This window comes from Georgenia sp. M64, from assembly GCF_038049925.1.
In the GTDB taxonomy this organism is placed as follows: domain Bacteria; phylum Actinomycetota; class Actinomycetes; order Actinomycetales; family Actinomycetaceae; genus Georgenia.
The window spans coordinates 2,617,812-2,636,558 of record NZ_CP145809.1; the positions used below are offsets into that span (position 1 = coordinate 2,617,812).

Here is an 18,747-nt window from a genome sequence, read left to right on the forward strand (position 1 = left end):
GCTAGTCCTCGGCCCTGTCGCTGCCGGTGAGGCTGACCAGGACCAGCGCCGCGGCACCGGCCGTGATGAAGACGTCGGCCAGGTTGAAGGTGGGGAACCAGCCGCTATGCAGGTAGTCGGTCACCACCCCATCGGCGGCGCGGTCGACCAGGTTGGCCACCGCGCCGGCCAGGACCGCGGCCAGCGCCAGCCGCGCGGGCAGCGTCACGGTGCGGGTAGCCCGCCACGCGAAGACCGCCAAGGCGACAACGATCAACCCCGTGACGCCGAGCACAACACCAGCGGGCAGGTCGGCGCCGAGGCTGAACGCCACCCCAGGGTTGAAGGCGAGGCGGAGCTGGATGAGCCCCAGGTCCACCGACTGGCCGTCGGCCAGGGCCGTGCCCGCCCATGCCTTCAGGCCCAGGTCAACCGCGGCCAGCAGCGTCACGGTGGCGACCAAGGCGGCCCGCGCCCGGGTCACCCCGATCGTCTTCGTGGGTTCCTGTGTGGTCACGCGGACACTCCCTCTGCCTTGGTGATCTCATGGACCTCGACCGCCCGGGCGGCCGGCGAGAGGACCGCGGTGTCATCGCCGACGACCTCGGCAAGCCGAATGGTCGTGGTGATCGTGGAGGCGGTTGCCAGCCGTCTGCGGTCGGGGGGGGGTGCGGATGCGAGTGGGTCACGCTTGCTCCTTCGAGAGCTTGCCGAGGTCGTCCTGTGGCCTACAGGCCGAAGGCGCCGCCCTCGACGAGGATGACCACGCCCAGGCCGATCAGGACGAGCGGGAACAGCACGTGCTCCCAACGCTCGAGAATCTCGGCGATCGGCTTCCGGGTGGCCACGAACTTCGCCAGCAGGACGAGCACGGCCACGAGGGCCAGGAACACGATGGAGTAGGCCACGATCGCCCCGGTGCCCACGGTGACGAAGACCGGGACGTAGACGCCGATGTTGTCCCCGCCGTTGGCGAAGGTGACACCGGCGACGGTCCACGCGCTGATCGCCTTGCCGGCGACCTTCTCGTCGTCGTCATCGTCGTCCCCGCGCCAGGCCTTCCAGGCCGCGAGCAGGCCGAGCGCCAGCGGGATGAGGCCGAAGTAGGCGATCGCTTCCTCGGGCAGGAAGGTGGCCGCGCCCAGGGAGACGAGGACGGAGGCGGCGAGGATGGCGCCGAAGCCGAGGTACTGACCGGCGATGATCTTCGCCGTGGTGCCGCGTATGCCGGCGCCGCGGGCGAAGAACAACGACAGCACGATGATGTCGTCGATGTTGGTGGCCAGGAACAGGCCGATCGCCTGCAGGATCGGGGTGAGCAGATCCATGACTGCCTTTCGGTGAGGCGCCGGCGCGTGGTGCCGGCACGGGTGTGCGGTGACCGGGCACGGAAGAGGGCCGTGGTCGTGCGGCCACGGCCCTCCCCGGCCGGGATTCTTAGGGGATTCTTGGGGCCGGCGGGTGGGTGCCCGCCGGCCCCTGTCCGCTGTGGGCGGCGGCGGGCGTCGCAGCGGCCGGCGACGTCGTCGTCGGGGCGGCGAGGGTGCGCAGGTCCTTCGAGCGGCCGGCCCGCACCCCGTTGGCGATGACGAAGACCTCGGCGATCTCGTGGACGAGGACCACCGCGGCCAGGCCCAGCACGCCGGCGAAGGCGAGCGGGATCAGGATGGCGATCAGCACCAGGGACAGCACGACGTTCTGCAGGATGATCCGCCGGGTGCGGCGGGCGTGGGCGAAGGCACCGGGCAGCAGCCGCAGGTCGTCGCCCATCAGGGCCACGTCGGCGGTCTCGATGGCCACGTCGGTCCCCATGGCGCCCATGGCCACGCCCAGGTCGGCGGTGGCCAGGGCGGGGGCGTCGTTCACGCCGTCGCCGACCATGGCGGTGGCCCGGCCGGCGGCGCGGAGCTGGCCCACCAGGCGGGACTTGTCCTCCGGGCGCAGGTCGGCGTGGACCTCGGTGATGCCGGCATCCGCCGCCAGGGCCTTGGCGGTGATGGCGTTGTCGCCGGTGAGCATCGCGACGGTGTAGCCCCGCGCGCGCAGGTCGGCGACGACGTCGGCGGCCTCGGGCCGCAGCTCATCGCGCACCGCGATCGCGCCCACGACGGCACCATCGACCTCGAGGAGCACGGCGGTGGCGCCGGCCTGCTGCATCCGGGTGATGTCCGCGGCCAGCGTCCCGGGCTCGACCCAGCCCGGGCGGCCCAGCCGCAGCGCCCGGCCGGTGACGGTGCCGGTCAGGCCGGCGCCGGTGACGGCCTCGACGTCCTCGGCGGCGGGCACGGTGTCGGCCGCGGCGAGGATGGCGCGGGCGAGTGGGTGCTCGCTGCGTGCCTCCAGGGCGGCGGCCAGGGAAAGCACCTCCTCACGGGTGTGGCCCGCGGCCGCGGCGACGTCGGTGACCACCGGTTCGTTGCGGGTCAGCGTGCCGGTCTTGTCCAGGGCGATGGTGCGGACCTTGCCCAGGGTCTCCATGGCAGCGCCGCCCTTGACCAGGACGCCGTGCTTGCTGGCGGCGCCGATGGAGGCCACGACGGTGACGGGCACGGAGATGGCCAGCGCGCACGGGGAGGCGGCGACGACCATGACCAGGGCCCGCTGCAGCCACAGGTCGGGGTCGCCGAAGATGGCACCGAGCACGGCGATGAGGACCGCCGCGATGAGGATGCCGGGCACCAGGGGCCCCGCGATCTTGTCCGCCAGGCGCTGGGTGGCGCCCTTGCGGGACTGCTCGGACTCGACGATGTGGACGATGCGGGCCAGGGAGTTGTTCTCGGCCGTGGTGGTGACCTCGACCTCCAGGGCGCCGGTGCCGTTGATGGCGCCGGCGAACACTTCATCGCCGGGGCCGGCCTCGACCGGCATGGACTCCCCGGTGATCGCGGAGGTGTCCAGGGCGGTGCGGCCGGTCCGGATGATGCCGTCGGTGGCGAGGCGCTCCCCGGGCTTGACCAGCATCAGGTCGCCGACCATCAGCTCGGCGGGGTCGACCACCAGCTCGGTGCCGTCGCGACGGACGGTGGCCTCGCGCGGGACCAGGTCGAGCAGGGCGCGCAGGCCCTTGCGGGTCTTGGCGACTGAGTACTCCTCCAGGCCCTCGGCCAGGGAGTACAGGAAGGCCAGCGTCGCGGCCTCCTCCACCTGGCCAAGGAGGGTGGCGCCGGCGGCGCCGATGGTCATGAGCAGGCCGACGCCGATCTTGCCCTTGAACAGCTTCTCGAACGTCTCCGGCACGAACGTCGCCCCGCCGGTCACCAGGGCGGCGATGCTCAGGCCGAGCTCCCAGCCCTCCTGGCCGGCCCGGCCCAGCAGGAACCCGGCGAGCAGCAGCACCCCGGACAGCACGCCGAGGCGGATCTCCCCGACCTGCCAGATGTGGTCGACGTCCTCGTCGTCATCGTCGTCGTCATCATCGTCGTCACGGGCGGCGTTGACGTCGTCGACGTAGTCCTCGTCGTCGGCGTTCCGGCGGGTCATCTTGGTATCGCTCACTGCTCACTCTCCCCCGCGGGGTGGGACTTCAGGTCCTCCGGGGCCGGGTTCCCGGTGGTGCCGATGCCGTAGTTGGGGCACAGCGCGACGACGTACCCCGTGGCGGCGAGCAGCTTCTCCGCGGTCGCGAGCACCTCGAGCAGCTCCGGGGCGGTGGTCAGGGAGAACATCGAGGCCCTCCCCTGCGGGCGGGAGTCCACCAGGCCGCAGTCGCGCAGGCACGCCAGGTGCGCGCTCACCGTCGACTGCGCCAGCCCCAGGTGCTCGGTCAGGTCCCGCACCCGGTGCTCCCCCACCGTCAGGTGCTGCAAGATCGCCAACCGGGTCGGGTCCGACAGGCCGTGGAAGAGCGCGGCCGCCGGCGCCAGATCAACTGGCTTGGTGGTAGCAACTACCCCAGTCACATCAGTCATATCCGGGACCCCCTCTGGTGGTATCGCGTTTTCTCGATGTTAGCACTGCAACGTGCTTGATCGCGGTGGGCGGTCGGCACGTGCGGCACGCAACACTCCGCGGGCACTGCCGTCGACCGCCAGGACGCATGCAGCGCCTCTCACACCCGGGCCGGGACGGTCTTGGCGGCCACACCGAGCAGGTAGTCGCCGCGAATCCGGGTAGTCGATCCGACGACAACGAGCCCACGGCGCGTCAGTTCATCGAGGAACTGCTGGGCCGTGAATCGGTCCTCGATCGGGTGGTCGAACAGCCGCCGGTAGCTGGGCCGCGCGAGGGCATGGGCGGTGACCTCGTCGAAGTAGAACCGCCCGCCCGGCGCCAGCACCCTGACGACCTCGGCGATCGCGGCCCGCCAATCCGGGATGTGGTGGACGATCCCGAAGTCGAACACAGCGCCATAGCTGCCGTCCTCGGCATCCAGCGCCGCCAGCAGATCGGTGGCACTGCCCTGCGCGAGCCGCACCCGGCCGCCGTAAGTAGCGAGACGCTTCCCCGCGCGCTCGATCATCGCCGGGTCGAGGTCCACGGCGTCCAAGGTGGCGGCGCCGAAGTGGTCCATGACGAGCTGCGAGCCGTATCCGGAGCCGCACCCGATCTCCAGCGCGCGCGTCCCGGGGAGCAACCGGCCGCCGATCCGCAACAGCGCCCGTGTCTCGTAGAGGCGCTGCAGCCACCGCCGGGGTGGTGAGTTCACCACAGCGGTCTCGACCTTGTTCATCAACATCGTCAGCCCCTCCCTCGCGCCCGCCAATTATCATCGACGATTGCCGATGTTAGCATGGGATACGTTCTTTCCCGGTCTGGGACGGCTGCACCGACCCGCCACTGAACACGCCATCAAGAACCCACAAGATCCAGCAGCAAGCGGGCCACCGGCCATTTCGAGCCGGCCGCCGGCCTCTGCGAAGATCGAGCGAACCCCCACCGTCGCCGCGAGCGACGCGTTGCTGCACCCAAGGAGCCCCCAAGCCGTGCGATCGTTCCCGAAGCCCACCGGCCTAGGAAGACCAACTGCTGTCTCGGCATCCCGGCCGATCACCCGCCGGACGCTGCTGGGCGGTCTGGGTGCGGGGGCAGCGCTGCTGGCGCTGGGCGCCTGCGCGCCGGGGGGCGCGCAGGAGAGCTCGGCCGGCGCGGGGTATGTCGCTGGGGACGGCTCCTTCGCCACCTGGGCGCCGGGCGAGCGGGGCGAACCCATCACCCTGGTCGGGACCACGTACGGCGGGGAGGAGCTCGACCTGGCCGACTGGCGCGGCAACGTGGTCGTCGTGAACTTCTGGTACGCCGCCTGCCCGCCCTGCCGGGCGGAGGCGCCGGACCTCGTGGCCATCTCCGAGGACTACGCCGCCCAGGGGGTGCAGCTGCTCGGGGTCAACCCGCGCGACGACGTCGGCACCGCCCAGGCGTTCGAGCGCTCCTTCGAGATCCCCTACCCCTCACTGCACGATGAGGGGGCGCGCGCCGTCGCCGCGTTCGAGGGGCTCGTGCCGTTGCAGGCCATGCCGTCCACGGTCGTGCTCGACCGCCAGGGGCGGGTGGCCGCCCGCATCCTCGGCCAGTTCGACCCCACCATCCTGCGCGGACTGATCGACGACGCGCTCGCCGAGGAGGCCTGACCCAGTGGACCAGATTGGCCAGGTGTTCTCCGACGCGGTGCTGACCGGGCCGATGCTCGCGGCCCTGCCGGTGGCCGCGATCGCGGGCTTCGTCTCCTTCGCCTCCCCGTGCGTGCTGCCGCTGCTGCCCGGCTACGTCGGCTACCTCGGCGGCATGGCCGGCGCGACGGCCACCGGCGGGCCGACGGCCCCGCCGTCCACTGGGCGCGCGCGGCGCCTCGGGCGGCTCGGTGGCAACGCCCGGCTGCTGGCCGGCGTGATGCTGTTCGTGGCCGGCTTCACCGCGGTGTTCGTGCTGCTCGGCGTGGTGTTCGCCTGGGCGGGCATCCTGCTGGCGCCCTGGCTCGATGTGGTCATGCGCGTCCTGGGCGTCTTCGTGATCGTCATGGGCCTGGCGTTCCTGGGGCGCCTGCCGCTGCTGCAGCGCGAGCGCCGGGTGCACGCGCTGCCGCGCCAGGGCCTGTGGGGCGCCCCCCTCCTTGGCGTGGTCTTCGGGCTGGGCTGGGCCCCGTGCATGGGCCCCACCCTGGCGGCCGTGCTCACCTTGTCCTTCGGGGAGGCCGACCCCCTCCGCGGGGCCGTCCTCGTGCTGGCCTACAGCCTCGGACTCGGGGTGCCGTTCGTGGTCCTGGCGACGCTGTTCTCCCGCTCGACACGGGTGCTCGGCTTCCTGCGCCGGCACCGGCTGACCATCCAGCGCCTCGGCGGCGCCCTGCTGGTACTTCTCGGGATCGCCATGGTCACTGGGCTGTGGGGCCTGCTCGCCGGGTACCTGCAGGGCCTGGTCGCCAACTTCCAGACGGTGGTGTGACGCCGTGAGCACCGATGTGACGAATCTGTCCTCCAAGGCCGGACAGGGCCAGGACGGCCACCAGGATGCCGTCCAGCCCGAGGGGGCCAGGCTCAGCCTCGGGGGCTGGCTGCGCTGGGTCTGGCGGCAGCTGACCAGCATGCGGGTGGCCCTGCTGCTCCTGCTGCTCCTGGCGGTCGCGGCGTTACCGGGATCCCTGTTCCCCCAAGAGCCGCAGGACCCGACGGCGGTCGATGACTACTTCACGAACAATCCCCGGCTCGCGCCGTGGCTGGAGCGGCTTGGGTTCTTCGACGTCTACAGCTCCCCGTGGTTCGCCGCCGTCTACCTGCTGCTCTTCACGTCGCTGATCGGCTGCATCCTCCCGCGCATCCGGGTGCACTGGCGGGCGCTGCGCGCCCAGCCCCCGCGCGTGCCCCGGCGCTTCGACCGGTTCCCGGCGCGGGAGGAACGGGTGGTGACCGAGCCCCGCGCCGTGGTGCAGGACACCGTCATGGCCGCGCTGAAGGGTCGCTACCGGGCGGTCGTCTCCGGCGACGGGATCAGCGCCGAGCGGGGCTACCTGCGCGAGAGCGGCAACATCGTCTTCCATCTGTCCCTGATCGGGATCCTGGTTTCCCTGGCGGCCGGGCAGCTCTACAGCTACCGCGGGCAGGCGGTGGTCATCGAGGGCGAATCCTTCGCCAACTCGGTCGTCGACTACGACTCCTTCGACCCGGGCACCTTCTTCGACGCCAGCTCGCTCGAGCCCTTCACCTTCACCCTGGAGAGTTTCGAGTCCGAGTTCACCGTCGACACCCAGGCCCGCGACTTCGCCGCGAAGGTCCGCGTCACCGAGCCCGACGGCACCAGCCGCCCCGAGGTGATCAAGGTCAACGAACCCATGCACGCCGGCGGCGCGAACGTGTACCTGATGGGCAACGGCTTCGCCCCGAAGATCACGGTGCGCGACGGGGCCGGGCAGGTGGCCTTCTCCGGGCCGGTGCCCTTCTTGCCGCAGGACGCCGTGTACACCTCCAAGGGCGTGATCAAGGTCCCCGACGTCACCGGCGGGCAAGAACAGCTCGGTCTGACCGGGGCGTTCCTGCCGACGGCCGCGATGGCCCCCGACGGCTCGGGGGCGTACTCGGTCCACCCCCAGCCCACCGCCCCGCTCATGGTGCTGACGTTGTGGGCCGGGGACCTGGGCCTGGACGACGGCATCCCGCAGAACGTCTACGTCCTCGACACCGACGACATGCGCCAGGTCTACGAGGAAGCCGAGGACGGCTCACCGGGCTCGGCCGACGGCGGGCAGCGGCCGGTGACGCTCTTCCTCACCCCCGGCCAGAGCATCGAGCTGCCCGAGGGGCTGGGGACCGTGACGTTCGAGGCCCTCCCCCGCTTCGTCGCCCTGGATCTGCGCTACGACCCCACGCTGCCGTTCCTCCTGGTCTCCTCGATCGCCGCCCTGGTGGGCCTGTTCGCCTCGCTCTTCGTCCCGCGCCGGCGCCTGTGGGTCAGACTGGCCGACAGCCGCGGCGGGGGCACCGCGGTCTCCGCCGCGGCCCTGGCCCGCGGGGACGACCCCGGGCTGGCGCGCGACCTCGCCCGCGTGCTCTCCGCAGCCGGCACGGTCCGCGACACCTCGGGTGAACCGCGCAGGCGTGACCCCGTCGCCCAACCATCACAAGAAATCGCCAACGACATGCCGGCCGGGACCAGCCCGGCCCGGGAAGGACAGTGATGCCCGAAAGCCCCCTCGGCCAGGTCAGTCTCCTGCTGGTCTACGGCGCGATGGCCGCCTACCTCGTCGCCTTCGTCGCCTTCGCGGTCGACCTGTCCGGTCTGCGTGACCGCGGTCCCGCCCAGCGTCGCCGCCGGGCCGCCGGTATCGCGATGGCGACCACCTGGCTCGGGTTCGCCCTGCACCTGCTCGGCGTGGTCACCCGCGCCGCGGCGGCCGGGCGGGTGCCGTGGGCGAACATGTACGAGTTCTCGATCCTGTTCACCCTTGTGGCGATGGTGATCTTCCTGGCCCTGCAACGGGGCCGGGACATGCGATTTCTCGGCGCGTTCGTCCTGGGGCCCGTGTTGCTCATGCTCGGCATCGCCGTGTCCGTGCTCTATGTGCGCGCCGACGGCCTGCAGCCCGCGCTGCAGACGTACTGGCTGGTCATCCACGTGTCCGTCGCGACCCTCGCCGTCGGCGTCTTCTCCATCGGCGCGACCCTGTCCATCATCCAGCTCGTCCAAGAACGCGCCGAGCTGCGCCGGGCCCACACGACAACCAGCGCCTCCGCCCCGGCAGCCGCATCCGGCGCCGCAACGGCCACGCTGACCCAACAGAACGAAGAAACCAAGGCGCGGGGACTGTGGGGCCGGCTGCTCGACGTGGCGCCCTCCTCGGTCGAGTTCGAACGGCTCGCCTTCCGCCTCAACGCCGTCGGCTTCATGATGTGGACCTTCACCCTCATCGCCGGCGCCATCTGGGCCGAGCACGCCTGGGGCCGCCCCTGGGGCTGGGACGCCAAGGAGGTCTGGTCCTTCGTCATCTGGGTCGTCTACGCCGCCTATCTGCACGCCCGCGCCACCCGCGGCTGGGAAGGACGCCGCTCCGCCTACCTCTCCATCACCGGATTCGCCGCCATCCTGGCGAACTACTTCCTCGTGAACCTTGTCTTCAACAGCCTGCACTCCTACAGCGGCATCGGCTGAGACCACCAGCCACGTGATGCCCGCTCCGCTCGCTTGCTAACGAAGGCCCTTGCGTCGTTTCCAGATGGGCGGCGTGATCGTTCAACACGACCGAATGCAAGAAGAACCAAAGACAAAGACAGGGAGATGGACGTGAAACGACTGCCGCTCGCAGCCGCGGCACTGACGCTGGTCCTCGCCGGCTGCAGCGCATCGGCTGACTCGACTCCGGCCGCTGGGGCGGGCGCCGAGGCTGGTCTCCTCGCCGCGCACGACCTGGCCGGTATGGACGCCACGGAGATCATCGACCACCTGGACCGGCTCGGAGGCGCCGACCGACCCGCAGACCTCATGGCCTCCGTACGCCCTGACGAGCTGCTGCTCTCCGACGGCGAGCAGGAACTGGTCCTGGCGATGCCCGCGGACCGCTTCTACCTGTCGGTTGCGCCCTACGTGGACCAGACGCATGAGTGCTTCTACCACAGCCTGACCACCTGCCAGGGCGAGCTGACCGAGGAGAACGTCCAGGTGCGGATCATCGACGACGCGACCGGTGCGGTGCTGGTCGACGAGCAGTCGACGACCTTCGACAACGGCTTCGTCGGCTACTGGCTCCCCCGCGACGTCGACGGCACCATCGAGGTCAGCCACGCCGGACTCACCGGCACAGCGGACTTCACCACCACCGACGAGGGCGCCACCTGCATAACGTCCCTCCAACTCGCCTAGCTCTACTGACCTTGCCCTCGCCTAGAGGGCACTTAGTGGACGCCTCACCGCCACAAGTCGCCTATGCCGGAGATTCCCTATGCCCAAGATGTCCGGGATCGAAACGGCGTTCTGCCGTAGTGATCTGTGGGGACGTTTCGCGCGCGACATCGTCTTGCCGTGGGCTCTTGAAGGGCAAGACGTCAGGCGGCGACGTGCTCGAGCTGGGGGCTGGCAGCGGAGATATGGCAGCAGCCCTGCTGCAGCGGTCGCCCGGGGTTCGCTTGACGCTGACCGACATCGACGAGCGCATGGTCGCCACGGCGCGCAATCGCTTCTCCAAAAGCCCGCGCTCGAGGGTGGAGCAGGCGGACTCAACGGCACTTCCCTTCGAGGACTCGTCATTCGACTTCGTGCTCAGCTTCTTGATGCTCCATCACGTCGTGCGCTGGCAGGCCGCGGTAGCCGAAGCGGCTCGGGTGCTGAAGCCAGGCGGCATGCTGATCGGCTATGACCTGACGGCCTCGCCGGCGCCCCGGCCGTGCGGGTGGAGGACCCGAGGGCCAAGTTGCTTCACCTCCTTGACCGATCACCCCACCAACTGGTGCCACCTGCCGAACTTGCTTCCACAGCACGCCACGTAGGCCTCGACGTCTCGATTCGTACCGGTTGGGCCGGCCAGGTCATGCGCTTCCACGCACAAAAAGAGCCAACCGACTAACGCAACTCGAGAAAACGAGCGGCGTCTCAGTTCCTTGGTTCTGAGACACCGCTGGGTAAGTCCCATCGAGTGGTGTAACTGGCCTGGTGGCCCCTCGGGCCCTTCGGGACACGGCGGTCGTGTCGGTCCTACACATGGAGGGGCCACCGCGTGAGGCTCTGCGAGAACGACCAAGAACTCGTAGAGAGGCATCACACGATGGCCAAGAACCAGTCTGCCCTGCTTGCCCTGCTCGACACACTTCTGCACGCCGAGGAGGGTGAGGTGATGCGCCGGCTGCTCGGCTCGGCGCTGCAGGACCTGATCGACGCCGAGGCGAGCGCGCACATCGGCGCCCAGCCGCACGAGCGCACGCCAGAGCGCACGACCCGGCGCAACGGCACCCGCGAGAAGCTCGTCTCGACCGCGACCGGGGACATCACGGTGAAGATCCCCAAGACCCGCACCGGGTCGTTCTTCCCCTCCCTGCTCGCCCCGCGCCGGCGGGTCGACCGGGCCCTGCACGCGGTGATCTGCGAGGCCTACGTCCACGGGGTGAGCACGAGGAAGGTCGACGACCTCGTCACCGCCCTGGGCATCGAGTCCGGGATCTCCAAGTCCGAGGTCTCGAGGATCTGCGCCGCCCTGGACGAGGAGGTGGCCACCTGGCGGGACCGGCCGTTGGACCACACCTGGTTCCCCTACGTCTTCCTCGACGCCACGCACTGCAAGGTCAGGATCGGCGGGCGGGTGGTCACCCAGGCGGTGGTCATCGCCACCGGGGTCACGATCGACGGGCGCCGGGAGATCCTCGGCCACGCGGTCGGTGACAGCGAGACCGAGGCGTTCTGGGCCGAGTTCCTCCGCTCCCTGCGCGACCGGGGCCTGGCCGTGACCACCGAGGCCTCCCCGGCCGGGGTCCAGCTCGTCATCTCCGACGCCCACCGCGGCCTGACGAACGCGATCGCCACCGTGCTGCCCGGAGCCGCGTGGCAGCGGTGCCGGGTCCACTTCATGCGCAACGTGCTGGCCAGGGTCACCCGGGGCAACGCCGAGATGGTCGCCGCGACCATCCGCACCATCTTCGCCCAGCCCGGCGCGAAGGCGGTGCGCGAGCAGGTCGACGCCGTCGCCGACATGCTCGCCGGCCGCTTCCCCGCCGTGGCGGACATGCTCCTCGGCGCCAAGGCCGACATCACCGCCTTCGCCGACTTCCCCGAGGCCCATTGGACCAAGATCTGGTCCAACAACCCCATCGAACGGCTCAACCGCGAGGTCAAGCGCCGCACCGACGTCGTCGGGATCTTCCCCAACGTCCCCGCCCTGGACCGCCTCGTCGGCGCGGTCCTGATCGAGGCCCACGACGAGTGGCAGGCCGCCGACCGCCGCTACCTCTCCGAGGCCTCCATGACCAAGCTGCACCCGACCGCACCCACCGCGATCACCACCGGCCGACACACCGACGAGGAGGTCGACGCGCCCGCCCTGAAGACGGCATAGTCAAACCCAGCAGAGCCGCTCACGCAGCCGGCTCAGTTACACCACACCACGGGGCTCTATCACACCGCTTAGTGAGACACCTTGTCAGATCCCGAACTCGCGTGCACAGCTGACCTGCCGTTTCGGTGTGGTGTGCACGGGAGTGTGATCTTCCGGCGTGTCCGTTCTCGTGTGCGCGGTCGGTGCCTTGTTCCATGGTGCTGTGCACGACGAGGCGGTCGATGAGGATCGCGTTGCTGAGCGCGGTCTGCTGACCGTCCCGGATGAGGTGTGGGCGCTGGCGGTGCGCCGGGCGGAGGTGATCGCCCCGCTCGCCGAGGTGGGCCGGGTCGGGGGCGAGGCGGTGGACGGCGCTGCCGAGCAGTTGGGCGTCTCGCGGCGTCAGGTGTACGTGCTACTGCGCCGGTGGCGCGAGGGCGGTGGCGTGGTCTCGGCTCTGGTTCCAGGCCGTTCGTCCGGTGGCCGCGGCGGGCGGCGACTGCCGGCCGACGTGGAGGCGATCGTCGCGGAGGTGTTGCGCCGGGAGTACCTGACCCGGCAGCGCAGGACCACCGCTGTGGTCCACCGCGAGGTCGTGCGGGGCTGCCGGCGTCGCGGGTTGCCGGCACCCTCGCGTGGCGCCGTCGAACGGCGGATCGCCGGGCTGGACCCGGAGGCTGCGGTGCGGGCGCGGGAAGGCCCCGACGGGGCCCGGTCCCTGGAGTCCGCCGGCGGACGGGTGCCGCCGGTGACCGGGGTGCTGGAGCAGGTGCAGATCGACCACACCGTGGTGGATCTGGTCGTGGTCGACGAGCGGCACCGTCTGCCGATCGGGCGGCCGTACGTGACGGTCGGGATCGACGTGTTCTCCCGGTGCATCGTCGGGCTGGTGGTCACGTTGGAGGCGCCCTCGGCGCTGTCGGCAGGGCTGTGCCTGGCGCACATGGTCACCGACAAGCAGGCCTGGCTCGAGCGCCTCGGGATCGAGGCCGCCTGGCCGATGGCCGGCAAGCCGGGCGAGCTGTACCTGGACAACGCCGCGGAGTTCAAGAGCGAGGCGCTGCGGCGCGGGTGCGAGGAGCACGGGATCAAGTTGCGCTACCGCCCGCCGGGGCGTCCGCACTACGGCGGCATCATCGAGCGGGTCGTCGGCACGCTGATGGAGATGGTCCACGAGCTGCCGGGCACGACGTTCTCCAACCCGGCCCAGCGCGGCAGCTACGACTCCGACGCCAAGGCGGTCCTGACGGTCGCGGAGCTGGTGAGATGGTTGGCCCTGGCGGTGGCGAGCTATCACGGGCAGGTCCACGGCACGACGCGGCAGACCCCGCAGGCCCGCTGGGCCGCCGACACCGCCGCGTCGGCACCGGTGACGATCACCGACGAGACGGCGTTCCTGGTGGACTTCCTGCCGGTGATCCGGCGGACGCTGACCCGCACCGGATTCGTCATCGACCACGTGCACTACTTCAGCGACGCGCTCAAACCGTGGATCGCCCGCCGCGACCGGCTGGACCGGTTCGTGATCCGCCGCGATCCGCGCGACATCAGCCGCATCTGGGTGCTCGACCCCGAGGGCGGGTCCTACCTGCCGGTGCCCTACCGGACCCTGTCACGCCCGGCGGTGAGCGTGTGGGAGCACCGCGGCGCGCTTGAGCGGCTGCACGCCGAGGGACGGGCGCAGGTCGACGAGGAGGCGTTGTTCCGGATGGTCGAGCAGATGCGCACGATCACCGAGACCGCCCGGGCCACCACCCGCAAGACCCGCCGCGACGCCGAACGACGCCACCGCAACCCGCCGGCGGCCGCCGCGGCACCGCCAGTGCTCGTGAGCCCGCCCGAGGACGTCCCGGCGGGCCGACCAGCAGAAGGCCGGATGGACGCCGACGTGGTTCCGTTCGAGGTGATCGAGCAGTGGTGAACAACGACCTGGCCCCGGCCGCCCTGGACCACCTGCACGACAGTGCCCGGGCTCTGGCTCGGCTCCCGGCTGAGGAACGGGTTCGGCACGTGCGCGCGGACCGGTGGATCGGCTACTCCCGGGCCACCGCGGCCCTGGACCGGCTCGAGACGCTGCATGCGTGGCCGGGCCGGCAACGGATGCCCAACTTGTTGCTGGTCGGCCCGACGAACAACGGCAAATCCATGATCATCGAGAAGTTCCGCCGCCTCCACCCACCCACCTCGCACGCGGACCGGGAGGAGATCCCGGTGCTGGTCGTGCAGATGCCCTCCGAACCGTCGGTGATCCGGTTCTACGTCGCCCTGCTCGCCGCGCTCGGCGCGCCGCTACGCCCGCGTCAGCGCCTGGCCGACATCGAGCCAGTGGCGTTGACGCTGCTGCGGGCCGCGAGAGTCCGGGTGCTGGTCATCGACGAGCTGCACAACATCCTCGCCGGGCGGTCCGACACCCGCCGGGAGTTCCTCAACCTCATCCGCTTCCTCGGCAACGAGCTGCGCATCCCGCTGGTCGGGGTCGGCACCCGCGAGGCGTACCTGGCCATCCGCTCCGACGACCAGCTCGAGAACCGCTTCGAGCCCTTCACCCTGCCCCGATGGGAGTCCGACCAGGAGACACGGTCGCTGCTGGCCAGCTTCGCCGCCGCCTTCCCGCTGCGTCGCCGATCGACCATCGCCACCGAGGAGATGGCCCGCTACCTGCTGACCCGCAGTGAGGGCACGATCGGCGAGCTCACCCACCTGCTCGTCGACGCCGCCGTGGCCGCGATCGAGTCCGGCGAGGAGGCCATCAACCAGCGCACCCTTCTCCTGGCGCCCTATGCCGGCCCCACGGAACGACGCCGGATGTTCGAACGCGAGCTGGCATGAGCCGTCGGTGGCCCCTGCACCCGCCACCGGGCGACGGTGAGGCGCTGTCCTCCTGGCTCAACCGGCTGGCCGAGATCTACGGGCTCAGCGTCGAGGAACTGATCCGCCACGACCTGGTCCCACCGGGTACAGGCCCGGTGGTCCACGACGGCGGCGCCCTGGACCTGGACCCGCCGGCCGGAGTGCTCAGCGCCCTGCATCGGCGCACCGGGGTGCCCCTGGGCGAGCTGCGCCAGATGACGATCAGCGGATGGGTGCCTTGGCTGCTCGACACCCTGGACGTCGAACCGGAGGCCGAGGCGGCACTCGACACCTACGTCCACCAGGACTCGGTGCTCCTCACCGCCAAGGAACGGCCCCGCCGGCAGGTGCCCGGCTGGCGCGCCTGGCTGCCCTCGGACCGCAGACGCGGACCGATGCGCCGGGCCTGCCCGACCTGCGCGAGCACCACCACGACCGGCGGCTCCGGCTTCACCCTTGTCTCCCAGCTACCACTCACGCTCAGCTGCCCGCAGCACAGCTGCCGCCTCGAACCGGCCCTCGGCGCCCTCGGGGCCTTCATCGCCTGGGCGAGGCAGGACACCAGCGCCACCGCCGCACCGGCCCCGGTCATCGCCATGGACTCGCTCACCCACGAGGGACTGCGCACCGGTCTCGTCCCCCTCCCCCGCCGTCGAGTGCACGTCGGGGTGTGGTTTCGACTGCTGCGCACCCTGATCGACGAGCTCTCCACCCCCGTCTCGCTCCTGCGCGTCCGTTCCCGGCGCACCATGCAGCACCTCTGGGACGTGGCCGGTCATCCACCACGGGCCGGCATGGCGGGCCCCTGGCGCCCCTACGAGACACTGCCCTGGCCCCAGCAGCGAATGCTCCTGGAAGCCGCCGCCACCACCCTCCAATTGGTCAAGGCCGGCGAGGTCACCGCTTACGGCACCCTGGGCCATCTCCTGTCCCCCGAGGCCTACCGGCCCGTTCCCGACGGCAGCACACCGATCCAGCGCCGCCGTGACTACTGGCGGGAGATCGAGGATGCGACGAACCAAGCCATCGCCGACGCCCAGCGCGACCCCGCCGCAGCACGGCAGCTGCTGACCACCCTCACCGCCCTGACCCGCAGCGAGACCACCTTCCGACGCACCCGCGAGGACCTGGTCGCCCTGGGCGTCCCCGACCGCCACCTTCCTCGGACGCTGACCGAGGCACACGCCCGTGACACGCCGCCCGCCATGAGGACGCCCTCATCACATTAAAGGCGACGGCACCTTTGCGTGACGTAGAATACCTGCCGGGTTAAGTGACATATTCCGCGCAGCAAAGCCTCCGGATGCGTACTGTCACGTAATCGGTCGTATACGTGACAGGCGCGGAGGTGCGCGGTGCTGGTCGGCTACATGCGGGTCTCCAAGGCCGACGGGTCTCAGACTACCGATCTCCAACGCGATGCCCTCCTCGCCGCCGGCATGGACGCCGACGCCCTGTACGAGGACAAGGCCTCAGGCAAGAAGGAAGACCGGCCATTGCTCGCCGCGTGCCTCAAGGCGCTACGGCCCGGGGACACCCTCATGGTGTGGAAGCTCGACCGACTCGGCCGCGACCTGCGCCATCTGGTCAACATCGTCCACGACCTCACCACCCGCGGCATCGGCCTCAAGGTCCTCACCGGGCAGGGTGCGGCCATCGACACCACCACAGCCTCCGGCAAGCTCGTCTTCGGCATTTTCGCCGCCCTGGCCGAGTTCGAACGCGAACTCATCTCCGAACGCACCATCGCCGGCCTCGCCGCCGCCCGCGCCCGCGGCCGCAAAGGCGGACGCCCCTACAAGATGACCCCCGCCAAGATCCGCCTCGCCATGGCCTCCATGGGGAAACCAGACACCAACGTCGCCGCCCTGTGCAAAGAGCTCGGCATCACCCGCCAAACCCTCTACCGCCACGTCTCCCCGGAAGGAGAGCTGCGCCCAGACGGAGCAAAACTACTCGGCGCCAACCACTGAACAGCCCCCTGCTGATGGCACGCGTGGAGCGGTGCGACTAGCGCCGGCTTGACCCTGACGCGACGTCATGGTCGACGATTGAAAGTATGCAGATCGGTGACCTCGCGAGGATGGCCGGCACGACCGCGAGGGCAGTGCGCCACTATCACCGCGCGGGCGTCCTGCCCGAGCCAGCCCGACGGGCTAATGGCTACCGGGACTATGACATCTCCGACCTGGTCCGCGTCATGCGGATCCGGTGGCTGCTCACGGCCGGGCTGACGCTGCGCGAGGTCGCCGCAATGCTGCAGAACGACAGGTCCGCCGACGTGGACCTGGACGGCCAGCTGCTCGCCGCCCTCGGCAGAGTGGAGGTCGAGCGCGCCCGGCTGGACACACAGGAGCGCGTACTTCGCGAACTGCTCCGCCGGGTGCAGTCCGGACAGGCCCTCTCGGCCGTCGACGACGATCTCCGCGGCGCCATGGACGCCGTCGCGAAGGTCGCCGCGCCTGCCTCGCACAGCTTGATGCGCACCGAGCGGGCCGCCGTGGACCTCATGGTGCACAGCGGTCTGGCTCACGCGAAGGCCCAAGAGTCACTGGCTGCTGTCTACCGACGTGTGGCCGAGGATCCCGGCCTTGCCGTGGCCCTGGTCGAGGTGACCGAACGGCTCGAGGCGCTCACCGGGGCAGACCCGCAGTTCGCCGTCGAGGAGATCGACGCGACGGCCGCACAGCTGGAGTCCGTGCTGGTTGACGTCGACATCGACGGGTTCATCGGCTCGCTAGAAGCGGCAGAGGGGTCGGCCGGCACCGGTGAGGACGGGCTATGGCTGGCCACGCTTCTTCCCGACCCGGCGCACCGAGCGGTCATGCACCGCGTACTCTCCCGGAGGTCGCTATGAGGAACGACCTGCGTCCCCACGGACCGGCCGAGCAGGAGACGCCGACCGGCAGGCTTCGACGGACCGCCCGCCTGGTGAGGTGGGCGACCCTCGTGCTGATCGCCGTCGAGGCCGCACTCGTGATCGGTGGCCGGATCGACCTCGGCACTGCGGTCGCGGCGCTCGTTGCGGTCGAGGTCATCCTGGGCGCCGCCATCCTCGCGCTGGCGTGGCGCGCCGCTCGCACCCACGACGGCGACCGCGTCGCTGCCGCCGCACGTGCGCTCCTGCCCGGACCCGTAGCCGCCGTGATCCTTCTTGAGCTTGGCCAGATCCGCGCCCTGTGGCTGCTCGTCCGACGACGCATCCACACCGAGCACCGCGAGGACACCACCATCTCGTATGCCGCCGGGCGCGGCAGCGTCTATCTCATGGTGGTCGCCGTGTGCCTGATCGAACTCTTCGCGGTTCACCTCATCGTGCCCTGGCAGCGCCTGGGCACGTGGTCCTGGCTCCAGTGGCTCGCGCTCACCCTGTCCGCTTATGCCGTGGTGTGGATCCTGGCCTGGTGGGCTGCCCAACGCACCCACCCCCACCTCATCACCGACGAGGAGCTGATTCTGCGCAACGGCACACTCGTGGCACTGCGGGTGCCGCTGGAGCAGATCCAGGCAGCGAGACCACGGCGCCGTGGACAAGTGACCGACGAACGGCTGAACCTCGGTGGGCCCGGCGGCGGAACGAACATCGACATCGACCTCGACGAACCGGTGACCTGGCGCAGCTTCACCGGGCGGCGCGAACGACAGATCAGCGCCATCGCCCTTGAGGTCGACGACCCCGCAACCTCGGCGCAAGAGATAATCACGGCGATCCGCTCACGGCGCCCACACTGACCCGCGCACTGGCGACCCAGATCGGGAGTACACCCACGACAGTGCAGGTGACTTCGGAAAGCCGTGCAGTCGACTTCGGAAAATGACACGCGCCGTGTGCGCGCAGAGGCGAGCGTCTCAGAAAGGGTCGCAAAACCTCCAAACGACACGGCCGGTTCTGAGACGGGTCGAGGACGCAAAATGAGGCGCCGATACCGGCTCCGCCGAGTCGTCTGAGAAACGATCGTTTATGGACGGCCCGGCGG

18 protein-coding genes are annotated in these 18,747 nt (G+C 70.5%); 13 read left to right on the forward strand and 5 right to left on the reverse strand.

Annotation, left to right across the window (positions count from 1 at the left end; translation table 11 throughout):
• Nucleotide 1: 1 nt before the first annotated feature.
• The 5 genes from lspA to AAEM63_RS11750 all read right to left on the reverse strand — a co-directional run bounded on the left by lspA (nt 2) and on the right by AAEM63_RS11750 (nt 4,648).
• A complete protein-coding gene (gene lspA / locus AAEM63_RS11730; protein ID WP_341358458.1) occupies nt 2–430 on the reverse strand; it encodes a signal peptidase II in 429 nt (142 codons plus the stop codon).
• A gap of 277 nt (nt 431–707) precedes the next feature.
• Nucleotides 708–1,307 (reverse strand): cadmium resistance transporter, encoded by a 600-nt coding sequence (locus AAEM63_RS11735; protein ID WP_341358459.1) that lies wholly within the window; start codon nt 1,305–1,307, stop codon nt 708–710.
• A 109-nt stretch (nt 1,308–1,416) separates the two neighbouring features.
• A complete protein-coding gene (locus AAEM63_RS11740; protein WP_341361358.1) occupies nt 1,417–3,459 on the reverse strand; it encodes a cation-translocating P-type ATPase in 2,043 nt (680 codons plus the stop codon).
• An 11-nt stretch (nt 3,460–3,470) separates the two neighbouring features.
• Nucleotides 3,471–3,887: a metalloregulator ArsR/SmtB family transcription factor gene (locus AAEM63_RS11745; RefSeq protein ID WP_341358460.1), complete on the reverse strand. Its 417-nt coding sequence runs from the start codon at nt 3,885–3,887 to the stop codon at nt 3,471–3,473.
• 140 nt (nt 3,888–4,027) lie between these two features.
• A complete protein-coding gene (locus AAEM63_RS11750; RefSeq protein ID WP_341358461.1) occupies nt 4,028–4,648 on the reverse strand; it encodes a class I SAM-dependent methyltransferase in 621 nt (206 codons plus the stop codon).
• Nucleotides 4,649–4,901: 253 nt separating this feature from the next.
• Here AAEM63_RS11750 and AAEM63_RS11755 point away from each other — a divergent pair, with 253 nt between their 5' ends.
• The 13 genes from AAEM63_RS11755 (at nt 4,902) to AAEM63_RS11815 (ending at nt 18,502) form a co-directional block, all read left to right on the forward strand.
• Nucleotides 4,902–5,546, forward strand: a complete 645-nt coding sequence (locus AAEM63_RS11755) for a TlpA disulfide reductase family protein (protein ID WP_341358462.1) — start codon at nt 4,902–4,904, stop codon at nt 5,544–5,546.
• Between the two features lie 4 nt (nt 5,547–5,550).
• Nucleotides 5,551–6,357 carry a cytochrome c biogenesis protein CcdA gene (locus tag AAEM63_RS11760; protein WP_341358463.1) on the forward strand — a complete coding sequence of 269 codons (807 nt, stop codon included), beginning with the start codon at nt 5,551–5,553 and terminating at the stop codon, nt 6,355–6,357.
• 4 nt (nt 6,358–6,361) lie between these two features.
• Nucleotides 6,362–8,083, forward strand: a complete 1,722-nt coding sequence (locus tag AAEM63_RS11765) for a cytochrome c biogenesis protein ResB (RefSeq protein WP_341358464.1) — start codon at nt 6,362–6,364, stop codon at nt 8,081–8,083.
• Nucleotides 8,083–9,054: a c-type cytochrome biogenesis protein CcsB gene (gene ccsB, locus AAEM63_RS11770; RefSeq protein WP_341358465.1), complete on the forward strand. Its 972-nt coding sequence runs from the start codon at nt 8,083–8,085 to the stop codon at nt 9,052–9,054. The genes AAEM63_RS11765 and ccsB overlap by 1 nt, the downstream gene beginning before the upstream one ends.
• A gap of 132 nt (nt 9,055–9,186) precedes the next feature.
• Nucleotides 9,187–9,762, forward strand: a complete 576-nt coding sequence (locus AAEM63_RS11775; protein WP_341358466.1) for a CueP family metal-binding protein — start codon at nt 9,187–9,189, stop codon at nt 9,760–9,762.
• 167 nt (nt 9,763–9,929) lie between these two features.
• On the forward strand, nt 9,930–10,385 hold the full coding sequence (locus AAEM63_RS11780; RefSeq protein WP_341358467.1) for a class I SAM-dependent methyltransferase: 456 nt from the start codon (nt 9,930–9,932) through the stop codon (nt 10,383–10,385).
• Nucleotides 10,386–10,660: 275 nt separating this feature from the next.
• Nucleotides 10,661–11,941 (forward strand): IS256 family transposase, encoded by a 1,281-nt coding sequence (locus AAEM63_RS11785; protein ID WP_341358468.1) that lies wholly within the window; start codon nt 10,661–10,663, stop codon nt 11,939–11,941.
• A gap of 202 nt (nt 11,942–12,143) precedes the next feature.
• Complete coding sequence (locus tag AAEM63_RS11790) at nt 12,144–13,841, forward strand: Mu transposase C-terminal domain-containing protein (protein WP_341358469.1); 1,698 nt, start codon at nt 12,144–12,146, stop codon at nt 13,839–13,841.
• Nucleotides 13,838–14,749, forward strand: a complete 912-nt coding sequence (locus AAEM63_RS11795) for a TniB family NTP-binding protein (RefSeq protein WP_341358470.1) — start codon at nt 13,838–13,840, stop codon at nt 14,747–14,749. The genes AAEM63_RS11790 and AAEM63_RS11795 overlap by 4 nt, the downstream gene beginning before the upstream one ends.
• Complete coding sequence (locus AAEM63_RS11800) at nt 14,746–15,999, forward strand: TniQ family protein (protein ID WP_341358471.1); 1,254 nt, start codon at nt 14,746–14,748, stop codon at nt 15,997–15,999. Before AAEM63_RS11795 ends, AAEM63_RS11800 begins: the two co-directional genes overlap by 4 nt.
• 126 nt (nt 16,000–16,125) lie before the next feature.
• Nucleotides 16,126–16,743: a recombinase family protein gene (locus AAEM63_RS11805; protein ID WP_341358472.1), complete on the forward strand. Its 618-nt coding sequence runs from the start codon at nt 16,126–16,128 to the stop codon at nt 16,741–16,743.
• Nucleotides 16,744–16,829: 86 nt separating this feature from the next.
• The gene (locus AAEM63_RS11810; protein ID WP_341358473.1) at nt 16,830–17,627 is read left to right on the forward strand and encodes a MerR family transcriptional regulator; all 798 of its coding nucleotides are present in this window, start codon (nt 16,830–16,832) and stop codon (nt 17,625–17,627) included.
• Between the two features lie 92 nt (nt 17,628–17,719).
• The gene (locus AAEM63_RS11815) at nt 17,720–18,502 is read left to right on the forward strand and encodes a hypothetical protein (RefSeq protein WP_341358474.1); all 783 of its coding nucleotides are present in this window, start codon (nt 17,720–17,722) and stop codon (nt 18,500–18,502) included.
• Nucleotides 18,503–18,747 lie beyond the last annotated feature (245 nt).

Bases quoted from the DNA above. Each gene is read 5' to 3' on its own strand.
- AAEM63_RS11735 (WP_341358459.1), bottom strand. From the start codon at position 1,307: ATGGATCTGCTCACCCCGATCCTGCAGGCGATCGGCCTGTTCCTGGCC.
- AAEM63_RS11740 (WP_341361358.1), bottom strand. From the start codon at position 3,459: ATGACCCGCCGGAACGCCGACGACGAGGACTACGTCGACGACGTCAAC.
- AAEM63_RS11745 (WP_341358460.1), bottom strand. From the start codon at position 3,887: ATGACTGATGTGACTGGGGTAGTTGCTACCACCAAGCCAGTTGATCTG.
- AAEM63_RS11750 (WP_341358461.1), bottom strand. From the start codon at position 4,648: ATGAACAAGGTCGAGACCGCTGTGGTGAACTCACCACCCCGGCGGTGG.
- ccsB (WP_341358465.1), top strand. From the start codon at position 8,083: ATGCCCGAAAGCCCCCTCGGCCAGGTCAGTCTCCTGCTGGTCTACGGC.
- AAEM63_RS11785 (WP_341358468.1), top strand. From the start codon at position 10,661: ATGGCCAAGAACCAGTCTGCCCTGCTTGCCCTGCTCGACACACTTCTG.
- AAEM63_RS11800 (WP_341358471.1), top strand. From the start codon at position 14,746: ATGAGCCGTCGGTGGCCCCTGCACCCGCCACCGGGCGACGGTGAGGCG.
- AAEM63_RS11810 (WP_341358473.1), top strand. From the start codon at position 16,830: ATGCAGATCGGTGACCTCGCGAGGATGGCCGGCACGACCGCGAGGGCA.